Source organism: Antiquaquibacter metalliresistens, from assembly GCF_029211225.1.
GTDB lineage: Bacteria > Actinomycetota > Actinomycetes > Actinomycetales > Microbacteriaceae > Rhodoglobus > Rhodoglobus metalliresistens.
Genome location: NZ_JARGEM010000010.1, coordinates 16421 through 28346, shown reverse-complemented (window position 1 = coordinate 28346; position 11926 = coordinate 16421). Strand labels below are relative to the sequence as shown.

Annotated in this window: 8 protein-coding genes; 3 read left to right on the top strand and 5 right to left on the bottom strand. The window is 69.5% G+C overall.

Translation table 11 applies throughout. The annotated features are described in order from the left end of the window. From PYV02_RS14475 to PYV02_RS14465, 3 genes are all read left to right on the top strand, one after another. Window positions 1-525: a hypothetical protein gene (locus tag PYV02_RS14475; protein WP_274638578.1), complete on the top strand. Its 525-nt coding sequence runs from the start codon at window positions 1-3 to the stop codon at window positions 523-525. A 71-nt stretch (window positions 526-596) separates the two neighbouring features. Further along, window positions 597-1811 (top strand): class I SAM-dependent methyltransferase, encoded by a 1215-nt coding sequence (locus tag PYV02_RS14470; protein WP_275759779.1) that lies wholly within the window; start codon window positions 597-599, stop codon window positions 1809-1811. A 17-nt stretch (window positions 1812-1828) separates the two neighbouring features. Next, window positions 1829-5530: an SNF2-related protein gene (locus PYV02_RS14465; protein WP_275759778.1), complete on the top strand. Its 3702-nt coding sequence runs from the start codon at window positions 1829-1831 to the stop codon at window positions 5528-5530. Between the two features lie 21 nt (window positions 5531-5551). Here PYV02_RS14465 and PYV02_RS14460 read toward each other — a convergent pair whose 3' ends face one another. The 5 genes from PYV02_RS14460 to PYV02_RS14440 form a co-directional block, all read right to left on the bottom strand. Then, window positions 5552-6451, bottom strand: a complete 900-nt coding sequence (locus PYV02_RS14460; protein WP_275759777.1) for a nucleotidyl transferase AbiEii/AbiGii toxin family protein — start codon at window positions 6449-6451, stop codon at window positions 5552-5554. After that, window positions 6448-7104, bottom strand: coding sequence for a type IV toxin-antitoxin system AbiEi family antitoxin domain-containing protein (locus tag PYV02_RS14455; protein ID WP_275759776.1), 657 nt, complete (start codon window positions 7102-7104; stop codon window positions 6448-6450). The genes PYV02_RS14460 and PYV02_RS14455 overlap by 4 nt, the downstream gene beginning before the upstream one ends. A 19-nt stretch (window positions 7105-7123) precedes the next feature. Next, a complete protein-coding gene (locus PYV02_RS14450; protein WP_275759775.1) occupies window positions 7124-8422 on the bottom strand; it encodes a phage integrase central domain-containing protein in 1299 nt (432 codons plus the stop codon). Window positions 8423-8460: 38 nt separating this feature from the next. Then, window positions 8461-8685 carry a helix-turn-helix transcriptional regulator gene (locus PYV02_RS14445; RefSeq protein ID WP_275759774.1) on the bottom strand — a complete coding sequence of 75 codons (225 nt, stop codon included), beginning with the start codon at window positions 8683-8685 and terminating at the stop codon, window positions 8461-8463. Window positions 8686-8983: 298 nt separating this feature from the next. Further along, window positions 8984-11923 (bottom strand): bifunctional [glutamine synthetase] adenylyltransferase/[glutamine synthetase]-adenylyl-L-tyrosine phosphorylase, encoded by a 2940-nt coding sequence (locus tag PYV02_RS14440; RefSeq protein WP_275759773.1) that lies wholly within the window; start codon window positions 11921-11923, stop codon window positions 8984-8986. Between the last annotated feature and the right edge of the window lie 3 nt (window positions 11924-11926).

Below are 11926 nucleotides of genomic sequence, written 5' to 3'. Positions count from 1 at the left end.
ATGAACAAGTACGGGCAGATGGCGCTGTCGCATTGGCAGGCGACGGCCCTGAGCCGGGTGGCGGGACTGAACGATCCCGCGGCATTCTTCGAGGCGATGGGCCTGGAAATGCAGACGCAGGTGACGAACCTCGCGTCAATGCTGGCGGGGAGCGACCGGCAGGGGGAGACTTTCTTGCAGAAGGTCGCCCGGCTGACAGCAGCCCGGAAACAGGCGGAGGAGGTCGTGATGTCGCAACTGGCGTGGATCACCGACCCGAGCCTGCCCCTGGATCAGGCGCGAGAGGAATGGGAGCAGACCCGGCCCTCCGACGAGAACCTGATCCTCTGGGCGGAGCGGATGCAGGACTGCCCGGATTCGATGCCCTCCTCCGTGGAACTGGAGGAACTGGCGAAGAAGTGGGCGCTCAGCGTCGAGTTCCTGCTGAAGCTCGTGGCGACGGAGCCCCCGCGGGAGTACATGCGGGCGAACCAGGCGACGCTCGCCGAGGCGGCGACGATCCGCTTCTTCCGCGAGCTGCGGTAGCGCCCCGGTTCGTTCCCGCCTCCCAGGACGACCTCGGGCCATCGGGCGCAAAGGCCCGCTATCGGGCGAACGTGGAGGCCATCCAGCTCATCCACGATCTGAACTCCACGGGTCGCCCCGCGTCCCCGGACGGACAACGGGTGCTCGCCCGCTGGTCGAGCTGGGGCGCGATCCCCGAGGTGTTCGATGACCTGAAACCCGAGTGGGACGCCGAGCGGGCCGAGCTGCGCGAGTTGCTGGGCGATGACGAGTGGGAGGCTGCGGAGCGGACGACCATCAACGCGCACTACACCGACCCGATGATCGCCCGGCAGGTGTGGCGGCTGCTGGCTGGGCTGGGGTTCCGCGGCGGTGCGGTCCTCGAGCCCGGCTCCGGGTCGGGTACGTTCATCGGCCTCGCGCCGGAGTCGGCCCAGATGACCGGGGTGGAACTCGACCCGCTGACAGCGGCGATCTGCGCCGAGCTGTATCCGCACGCGACCGTCCGTGCCGAGTCCTTCGCCGACACGCGACTGCCCGAAGGACACTTCGACGCTGCCATCGGCAACGTGCCGTTCAGCAGCGTCACCCTGCACGATCCACTGCACAACGCGACCCGGCAATCGATGCACAACCACTTCATCATCAAGTCGCTACGCCTGACCCGGCCGGGCGGCCTCGTCGCGGTGCTGACCTCGCACTACACGATGGACGCACAGAACCCCGGGGCGCGGCGGGAGATGAACGAGCTGGCCGACCTCGTGGGCGCGATCCGCCTGCCCACCGGGGCGCACCGTCGCGCCGCAGGGACGGAGGTCGTCACCGACCTGCTCGTGTTCCGGCGCCGGCTGCCCGACGAGCAGATGCGCGACGACGCCTGGGAGACGGTTGCGCAGGTTCCCATCGACGACGTGCCGATGCGAATCAACCGCTACTTCGATGAGCACCCGGAGCAGATGCTCGGGGAGGTCGGCGTTGGGCACGGGATGTACGACGCGAGCACGCTCACCATCACGACCGACCTGGCGGACCTGGAGGCGGAGCTCGCCGTCGCCGTCGACCAGCTCGTGTTCTCCGCTCGCCGTGCCGGGCTGACGATCACGGAGCGGACCGCCGAGCAGCAGGCGCGCCGGGCCGCGTTCACGCCGTCGGCGCCGGAGTTGTGGGACGGCAGCATCGTGGCGAGCGAGAGCGGCGGCTTCCGCACCGTCGTCTCGGGCGGGCTGGAGCCGCTCGCGGTGCCGAAGTCCGCCGAGCGCGAGCTGCGCGTCCTGCTGCGTCTGCGCGACGGGCATCCCGCCTGCTGACCGCGGAGGCTGCGAGCGTGGACGACACGCCTGACATCGTGCTCACCCGCACGACGCTACGTCGCGACTACCTGAAGTACGTCGGCACCTACGGGGCGCTGAACCGCTACACGCTGCGCCCCACCGGGCGCACGAACGAGGATGGCGAGGAGACCTTCGCCCGCATCGTGCCGACCGCGATCCGCCTGCTGCGCTCCGATCCGTTCGGTCCCCTGGTGCTCGCACTCGAACAGTTCGATGACGAGGATCAGTCCGCATCGCCCGCTGCAATCATGAGCCACCGCGTGGTGGTGCCGCGGGCCGAAGTGCAAGGCGTAGACAACCCCGCCGATGCCATCGCCGTCAGCCTCGACCGAACCGGCGGGATCGACCTCCCCCTCATCGCCGACCTGCTCGGCATGAGCGACCACGACGCCCGCGAGGCACTGGGAAACCTCGTGTTCGCCGACCCGACGACCGACCAGCTCATCCACGCCCCCGAGTACCTGTCCGGCGATGTGCGGGTCAAGCTCGAAGCCGCCCGCCTGCGCGCGGAGCAAGACCCGGAGTTCCAGGTCAACGTGGACGCGCTGGCCGAGGCACTGCCCGCGCCACTCGGCATCCAGGACATCCACGCGAAGCTCGGTGCGGTATGGATCAGCGCCGACGTGCACGAACGGTTCCTGCGGAGCATCCTGCGCGCCGAAGACGTGCGCGTCGAGAACCCGCTGCCGGGCATGTGGGAGATCCGCGGCGGACGGCAGGGCCTGCTCTCCACCTCGGAGTGGGGCACACCGCGCCGCCCCGCGCCGGACATCGCCCAGGCCGTCATGGAGCAGCGGACGATGCTCGTCTACGACGAGGACAAGGACACCGACGGCAAGGTGCGCCGCGTGCTCAACCCCGTCGAAACCGCCGCCGCTCAGGAGAAGGCGGACGCACTCCAGGAGCGGTTCAGCGATTGGGTGTGGGAAGACCCGGCTCGCGCGCAGGCACTCGTAGACGAGTACAACCGGCGCTTCAACTCCATCGTGCTCCGCGACTACACCGACGCCGGGGCGTACTTGTCGCTACCCGGCCTGGCGTCGAACTTCGAGCCACGCACGCACCAGCGCGCTGCCGTCGCGCGCATGGTGTCCGAGCCCGCCGCGGGCCTGTTCCACGAGGTCGGCGCGGGCAAGACCGCGGAAATGATCATGGGCGCGATGGAGATGCGCCGGATGGGGCTCATCAGCAAGCCCGTCGTAGTCGTGCCGAATCACATGCTGGAGCAGTTCGAGCGCGAGTGGCTCCAGATCTACCCGCGCGCCCGCGTGCTCGCGGCGTCGAGCCTCGACCTCACGGCAGACAAGCGGCGGCTGTTCGTCGCCCGCGCTGCCGCGAACGAGTGGGATGCGATCATCGTCACGCAGGGCGCGTTCGCCAAGGTCCCCCTGCGCGCCTCGACCCAAGAGCAGTACATCCGCGGGCAGGTGGAGGACGTGCGGCGAGTGCTGGGCGAGGCGACCGGCGAGCAGCGGATGAGCGTCAAGCGCATTCAGCGCAAGCTCCTGGCGATGGAGAACAAGCTCAAGGAGCGCACCGATACCGACCGCGACCGCGGCGTCTGCTTCGAGGACACCGGCATCGACTACGTCATCGTCGACGAGATGCACATGTACAAGAACCTCGCCACGGAGTCGAACATCCGCGATGCCGCCATCGAGGGCTCGGATCGCGCGAGCGACCTGCACATGAAGCTCGAATACCTCCGCTCGGCGGGGCGCGAGCGGGTGGTTACCGCGGCAACCGCGACACCCATCTCGAACTCGATCACCGAGACCTACGTCATGCAGCGATACCTGCGGCCCGACGTGCTGGAGTCGGCGGGGGTCGGCGCGTTCGATGCGTGGGCGGCGACGTTCGGCGAGCTGGTGACGCAGATGGAGATCTCGCCGACGGGCAGCACGTTCCGCATGAAGACCCGCTTCGCCCGATTCCAGAACGGGCAGGAGCTGCTGCGGATGTGGTCGGTGTTCGCCGACGTGAAGACCGCCGACGACCTCGACCTGCCCGTGCCCGCGCTCGTGCAGCGCGACGACGGCAGCCGCGCGCCCTCCACCGTGCCGGTGCAGCCGACCGTCGAGCTGGAGCAGTACGTCGCTTCCCTCGCCGAGCGCGCCGAGAAGGTCGCCACCCGTCAGGTGCGGCCCGACGAGGACAACATGCTCCTGATCGCCACCGACGGCCGCAAGGCCGCGCTCGACATCCGCATGGTCATCCCCCGCGACCCCTCGGGGCCGAGCAAGGTCGACGTCGCCGCCGACGCGATCCACCGCATCTGGGAGCGCACCCGCGATCACGAGTACCTCGACACGGTGACCGGGCAGCCCTCCACGATGCGCGGGTCGCTCCAGCTCGTGTTCTCCGACATCGGCACCCCAAACCAGGACAGGTGGAACGCCTACGACGAGCTGCGGCAGCAGCTCGTGCAACGCGGTATCCCGGCCGAGCAGGTCAGGTACATGCACGAGGCGAAGACCGACGTGGAGAAGGCCCGCCTGTTCGCCGCGGCCCGCGCCGGCCACGTCGCGGTGCTCCTCGGATCGACGGAGAAGATGGGCGTCGGCACGAACGTCCAGGCCCGCGCCATCGCGCTGCACCACCTGGACTGCCCGTGGCGGCCCTCCGACATCGCGCAGCGCGACGGGCGCATCATGCGGCAGGGCAACCAGAACGAGGAAGTGGCGATCGTCCGCTACGTCACAGAGCGTTCCTTCGACTCCTACATGTGGCAAACCGTCGAGCGGAAGGCCGCGTCGTTCGCGCAGCTCCTGCGCGGCAAGATCAACGCCCGCGAGATCGAGGAGATCGACACTTCCGCGCTGTCCGCGGCCGAGGCCAAGGCCATCGCCTCCGGCAACCCGCTCCTGCTGGAGCACTCCGTCATCCTCAACGAGGTGAACCGGCTGCGCCGCTTGCAGCGCGCGCATGAGCGCAACGAGGACATGCTCGTCCACACTGGCAACCGCGCCCGGTCATCCGCTGAACGCGCCGCCGCAGACATTCGTGGGCTGGAAGCCGCCGCACCGCGGATGACCGACACGAGCGGCGACAAGTTCTGCATCACCCTCGGCACGCGCGACTACGACTCCCGCTCCGAAGCCGCCCACGCCCTCGCCGCATGGATGGGCGACTCCGGGCTGAAGTGGCTGCCCCGGTACGGGCACAAGGACTTCGGGATCATCGGCCGCATCTCCGGCTTCGACATCCACGTCGAGGCCCGCTCCGGGCTCGCCGCGCTCGACGTGACTGTCTCCCTACCCGAGGTGCCCCGCTCCGGGTTCACGATGCCGAAGGAGTCGTTCCTGGAGGCCGGGCTCGGGCTCGTGCAGCGCATCGAGAACCGCGTCAGCGGCATCCCAGCACTCCTCGATCAGGCCCGCGAAGACCTGGAGGACGCCGAGCAGACCGTCGCCGACACCCAGCATCGCCTCGGCCAGCCGTTCCGCCACGCGCAGGCACTCGCCGATGCCGAAGAGGACCTCGCTCGCGTCGAGTCCCAGCTCGCCGCGATGCAGGACGAGCCCGCACCCGAGCCCGCCGTGCCAGAGTCAGAGCGCGTCGAACTGACCATCGAGGCCGTGCGCGCCTACGAGCCGAACCTCGGGTCGCGGGAGGGTGCGGGTCGTGAGCCCGCGGCCCCGTTCGTCCCCGCGACGCCTCCGGCCGCGCCGCCGAGCAACGCGCCGAAGCTGTAGCCCAACGGTGTGCCTGGTTGTTCACTCCCAGGTCTTGGCGGCAGGCTTCCATCGCCCTGTCGCCGACGCGGCCAGCACGGGGTCTGCGAAACCGGCGACCGCGGCGAGCACGTCGGCGAATGCCTTGGGGAGTTCTTCTTCGCGGTGGGATCGCGTGCGCCAGGCGCGGTACTTCTGCTGCGCCTGCTCGCCCATCGGTGCGAGCGCGGGCAGCAGGGTCGTCAGCGTGACCTTGCGGTACTGCGCGACGGTCTCCATCGACGTGCGGAACTCGCCAGCATCGACTGGGTGGAGCCGGGTCAGCGCGTACACGTCTGCGAAGTCGCGCCAGCGGGTGTTGGCGGTGCCGCGGTCGATGGCGGTGACGACCTTCTCGGCGAGCATCATCGTCAGCGGGTAGCCGAGCAGCGTCACGGGCGGGAGGCCGAGGGGAACGATGCGGGGCAGGTCGATGAGGCGCGGTGCGGGCCAGATCGGGTCGCCGAAGTTCACGTCCATTCCGACCGTCAGCCGCGCGGTGCCAAGCGTCGCGGTGAGCTTGACCCGTACCCCGGCGTACTCATCCTCGTCGCGGATCGTCGTCGCAGCGACGCTGGCGGGATCGAATACGAGGCCGTCGGCGACATCCAGCGCCGCGATGTCGTGGACGCGCTCGGCGACCTCCTCGGGGTCGGCGGTGAGCTGGGTGGCTTGCAGGTCGACATCCTTCGTGGGGCGGCGTGCTGCGAACGCGGCGAGCAGCACGCCGCCCTTCAGCACGAAGTCGTCCCGATACTCGGATAGCGCGATTCGCGCCAGCAGCCCTTCGAGCGCGTATAGGGTCATCAGTTCCTGCACCTCCGCGCCGGTCTGCCGGGCGAGAGTGCGAATGGCGATGGTCGCGTCGCCTGCCGGGGTGCCGTGCTGCGGGTTCGGGCTCACAGCAGCACCTCCAGTGCCTGCTGGATCGCTGGGCGCGCCTTCGGGAAGCTCTCCGCAATCGTCAGCAGCGCGGCGGGGCTGTTGCCGCGCTCGCGCAGCCACCGCTTGAGCGCGCCGAGGGCGAGGTCGCTACCCCAGGCGTGCCGCAGCCGGAACAGGTCGATCAGGGTGCGCTCGGCGGAGTACAGGCCGATGGACAACCCGCCCGGCAGAGCGTACTCGCCGCGTCCGATGCCGAACGTGTCGGGGTCGAACCGGTGCCAGGTGATGGGCGCGTGATGTACGGTGACCGGCTGCGCGCCGCGCGGGATGGCGATGTCACTTCGGGCGGGGATCTCGTCGGTCAGATCGTGCAGCGACAGCGCCGTGAGCAGGCACAGCGTCGCATCGGGCTTCTTCGCGGCGACCGCTATCCACGCGGCCGTCGTGTCGTCCGCGAGCCCCGCCCGCAGGAACAGACCGGGGGCGATGCGCTCGAACTCCCCCGACTCGATCAGCCGGTCAAGGCCATGCCGGGTGAGGTCCAGCGAGGCCAAGCCGTCGTAGCCCAGCAGATCGGGCAGCGTCGTGGCGTCCATCATCACCTCCAATCCGACAGAATCCGTTACAGATAAAGCATACCTGTAATGGTTTCCGATGACTAACGTGCTCATGCCTTCCGCTCCTCTCGTCTCAGGACAGCTCCGCGAAGGCGTCTATGCCCCCGAACACCTCGTCGAGCGCGTCAGCCGCGACTTCGACGATGAGTTCGGGGCGCTTCGCGTAGTGACCTTCGGTGATCGCCGAGTCACTGTGCCCGAGCAGGTCGCGTGCGACCTCGACGCCAGCCGTGTCCGATACCGCCGCAGCGACCGCCTTACGGAGACTCCGGAAGGTGAGGTGCTTGGCGTCGACCCCGATAGCCAGCAGTTCCGGCTCGAACTCGCGGCGGAACATCCGCAACAGTTCGCCCAGCGCGCTGGGATCGCGCGGACGACCACGCTCGGTCGTGAACAGTACGTCGTCTGGATTCCGCTCAGGGTCGGGAACATGATTCGCAACGAGTTCGCTCAGAACCTTCGCCGCGAACTTCGGAACGCGAACCCATCGCTTCTGCCGCTCTGCTTTGGGCGAGTCTTGGCGGAACAGGCCGCGGGATCTCGTGCGGACCATCGTGCCGCCAACCCAGACGAGCGCGTCCATCGTCAGGCTTCCATCCGGCTGTTCCACCGCCTCGAACCGCACGTCTTGGAACCGAATCGCAATCGGTTCCGCGGTCCGCTCGGATGTGCCGAGCGTGATCAAGATGTAGTTGGTGAGCAGCTTGTAGTTGGGCCGTCGGCCCAGCGGATACCGCGCTCGGTGCCGCTCGGGCCACACGTCGCGGATGAGGTGGAGGATGTACTTGACCTGCACCGCGTCGAGTTCGAAGTACACCGTGGCCGGCTCATCCGAGCGTCTGGTCGCACGGATCGGGTTCGCCACGACGACCGCTCCGTACCGCGTCTTCTGGATCGACCCGGCAGCGGAGAAATGCCCCTGCTGAATCGCCCAGTCGAACATCAGCGACATCACATTCCGAACCTTGTTCGAGGTCGTCACCGACTTCTCCCGTGCGATATCCATGAGCAGCCCGTCAGCACGGTCGGCGGTGACCTCGGCGATGGGGATGGCACCGGCGCGCGGGATGACATGCGCACGGATCACCGATGCGTAGCCGTCGACTGTCTGCTCGCGGCGCTGGCGCAGCACCCGTGGATCATCGTCGTGATACGCAGTCTTCAGCCACGCAGTCGCCAGCTCGGCGACGGTCATGAGCTGCGTTCGTCGCGCCAGGACGCGACCGACAACGACATCAGCCGCCGCTCGCAAAGCAGCGAACGCCTCTTCCACAGTCGCTCCGCTGCCGCTCGGGCGACGCTCGTGCCCACTGCCGTCATAGACCCGCCCGCGCGCGACGATGAGGCCGTTCGGCTCGACGGTGTAGGTCACCGCGCCGAGTTCGCCGAGCGCACGCTTCGGCCGCCCCATCAGTCGCCCGTCCTATCCATCGGGGCCACGACCCGCCCCGAGATGAACGCCTCGACGTCCTCATCGCGGTAGCGGACGTTGTGCGACGACAGCGCAACGAACGGCAAGCCGAGACCTCGACTGCGCGCACGCTCTGTCCGCCAATCAGCGAGAGTTCTGATCGGGACGCCGGTGTAGTCGGCAAGCTCCCGCGGGGTCCAGAGGCGGGGACGGTCGTCGGTCATACTACTGAGGTAGGCGGCACCACCCGCAGACCCCCAGCGACCCCCGTAGAACAGCCAAGAATCAAGTAAACGGACGGGTTCTCGGACAGCCGCGGTAACGACCATGCTTATGCTTGACATCGCACTTCCCTGTATTTCTCGGGAAGTACGGCCCCAAGGAGCACCCTCTGGTTCTCAGATCCTCAAGCCGAGCTGTACTTCGGGGTGTAGTCGCACACAGCACGCACGGGGCCGCCACTTCTTCGGAAGGGGCGGCCCTTGGCGTTTCAGTCCACCAGGCTGTCGCTCACGAGGCTGATCAGCCGCGCGACACCGGTCGCGACGCGGGGCCGTAGAACCGCTTCTCGAACACCTGCCGGGCCAGGCGCGTGACCCGCAGGTAGTCCTCTTCGAGCTGGGATGCCGACCCCGGCGGGTATTCCATGAGCCGGGCGACGCCCTCCAACTGCTGGCGGTCGGTGGGCAGCACATCGGAGGTGCGGGCCGTCCACAACGTCATGGCGGAGCGCGCGCGGGAGGCGAAGATCCAGGCATCCCGAAGCTTCCCGGCGTCGACTGCCGTGACCAGGCCCGCCTCCTCCGCCGCGGTGAGCGCCTTGAGTGTGGACGTCGTGCGCAGGCCCTCGACCTCGTGCGCGTGCTGCAGCTGCAGCAGTTGCACGAACCACTCGACATCGCTGAGCGAGCCGCGGCCGAGCTTGAGGTGCCGCGCCGGGTCCGCCGCCTGAGGCAGGCGTTCCGCCTCCACACGTGCCTTGATGCGCTTGATCTCGCGCACCGCATCCTGGCTCACGGATGCCGGGTACCGCACGTCGTCCGCGATCCGCTCGAAGTCGGCGAGCACCGATCGCTCCCCCACGACCGGGCGTGCGCGCAGCAGGGCCTGCGCCTCCCAGGTCAGCGACCAGCGCTCGTAGTAGGCCCGGTAGCTCTCGAGCGAGCGCACGATCGCACCGTTGCGACCCTCGGGCCGCAGGCCGATGTCGAGCTCCAGGGGCAGCCGCAGGTCTTCGGTGAGGCGGCTGAGCGCGTGCACGATGTGCTCGGCGCGCTCCTGCGCCTCCTGGTCGCCGATGCCCGCCGGTCGGTACACGTAGATGACGTCGGCATCCGAGCCGAAACCGAGCTCCGCGCCGCCGTAGCGGCCCATCGCGACGATGCCGAACTCGATGCCGTCGCCGAAGCGGTGGGCGAGCGCGAGCACCCCGGCGAGGATCGCGGTCGTGATGTCGGAGAGCGCCTGACCGATCTCGTCGATCGTCGTGACGCCGAGCATGCCGCCGAGCGCCGCCCGCAGCACCTCGCGCCTGCGCGCGGTGCGCAGCGCGAGCGCGGCCGCAGCCTCGTCGCCGCTGTGCCGCGCGACGGTCGCCGTGGTCTCCTCGAGCAGCTGCGCCAGCGGCCGGGGTCGCAGCTCCTCCTCGTTCTCCAGCCACGCCGCCGCCTCCGGGATGCGCTCGAACAGCGCCCCGACGAAGCGGGAACCGGAGAGCACGCTCGTCAGGCGCCGGGCGGCGCCCGAGGAGTCGCGCAGCATCCTGAGGAACCAGTAGGCCTCGCCCAGGTCGTCGCTGAGCTTGCGGAAGGCGAGGAGCCCGTAGTCGGGGTCGGCGCCGTCCGCGAACCACTGCAGCATCACCGGCAGCAGGTTGCGCTGGATGGTCGCGCGACGCGAGACGCCGCCGGTGAGCGCGGCGATGTGCTTGAGGGCCGCTCGCGGGTCGCGGAAGCCGATGGCTGCCAGTCGCGCCTCGGCCTGATCGCTCGTGAGGGCGAGTCCGGACTCCGGCAGCGCCGCGACCGCCGAGAGCAGCGGCCGGTAGAACAGGCGCTCGTGCAGGCTGCGCACCGCGTGCTTGGTGCGCTGCCACTGGGCGACGAGGTCTTCGGCGTTCGTGGCCAGGCCGCTGGCCCGTGCCAGCACCCGCAGCGCCTCGGGATCGGTCGGCATCAGGTGGGTGCGGCGCAACCTCGACAACTGCAGGCGGTGCTCCAGCAGCCGCAGAAAGCGGTAGTCGAGTGCGAACTCGGCCGCCTCGACGCGGCCGACATACCCACGCTCGGCGAGAGCGACCAGCGCGGGCAGGGTCGCGACCTGGCGCACCTCCGGATCGCTCTGGCCGTGGACGAGCTGCAGCAGCTGCACGGTGAACTCGATGTCGCGCAGTCCCCCGGGTCCGAGCTTGAGCTGCACGTCGAGTTCGCCCGCCGGGATGTTCTCGGTGACCCGTTCGCGCATCCGTTGCACCGACTCGACGAAGTTCTCCCGCGACGCGCTCGACCACACCTTCGGCGCGACGCGTTCGACGTACCGCGCGCCGAGCTCCCGGTCGCCGGCGAGCGGCCTGGCCTTCAGCAGCGCCTGGAACTCCCAGCTCTTGGCCCACCGCTCGTAGTACGCCATGTGCGACTCGAGGGTGCGCACGAGCGCACCGTCCTTGCCCTCCGGGCGCAGGTTCGCGTCGACCTCCCATAGCCCCGGCTCGGCCGCGAGGTCGTGGATGCCGCGCATCGTCAGCATCGCCAGTCGCGTCGCGATCTCCACGGCCCGGTCGTCCGAGACGGACTCCCCGCCCTCCGCGACGAAGATCACGTCCACGTCCGAGACGTAGTTGAGCTCCCGTGCACCGGCCTTGCCCATGCCGATGATCGCCAGCCGCGTCTCCGCGACCTCCTCCGCGGGGAACGGCACGGCGCGGCGTGCGGCCTCCAACGAGGCATCCAGCGCGGCCCCGGCCAGGTCGGCGAGCGCCGCGGCCACCCGGTCGACGGCCGCGCGCGGGTCCGGCTGGGCGAGATCCCAGGCGGTCAGACGCACCAGGTGCCGCCGGTAGCGCACCCGCAGCGCGACCCAGGCGTCGTCGCCCTGCAACTCGGCCACCGCCGACAGCAGATCGGCGCCGTACTCGTCCGCCGTGGGCGGCATCGCGAGGGGCTCCAGCAGCGCCGTGAGCTCGTCGGGGTGCCGCTCGAAGAACTGGCCCAGCCCGCTCGAGGCGCCGAGCACCCGCAGCAGGCGGGCCGCGGCATCCTCGCTCCCGAGCACCAGGGCGGTTGGCTCGGGCGCGACCTCGCGCAGACGCGCGAGCTGCGTCAGCGCCTGATCCGGATCAGCGGCCGCCGCGAACAGCGGGACGAGTTCAGGCGCGCCGAGCTCGGCGAGTCGCTCGGCGGTCGCGTCCAACTGCGCGAAGCCCAGCCTCGCGAGCTCCGTGAGCGTCGTCTGCGACCTGGCCATGGG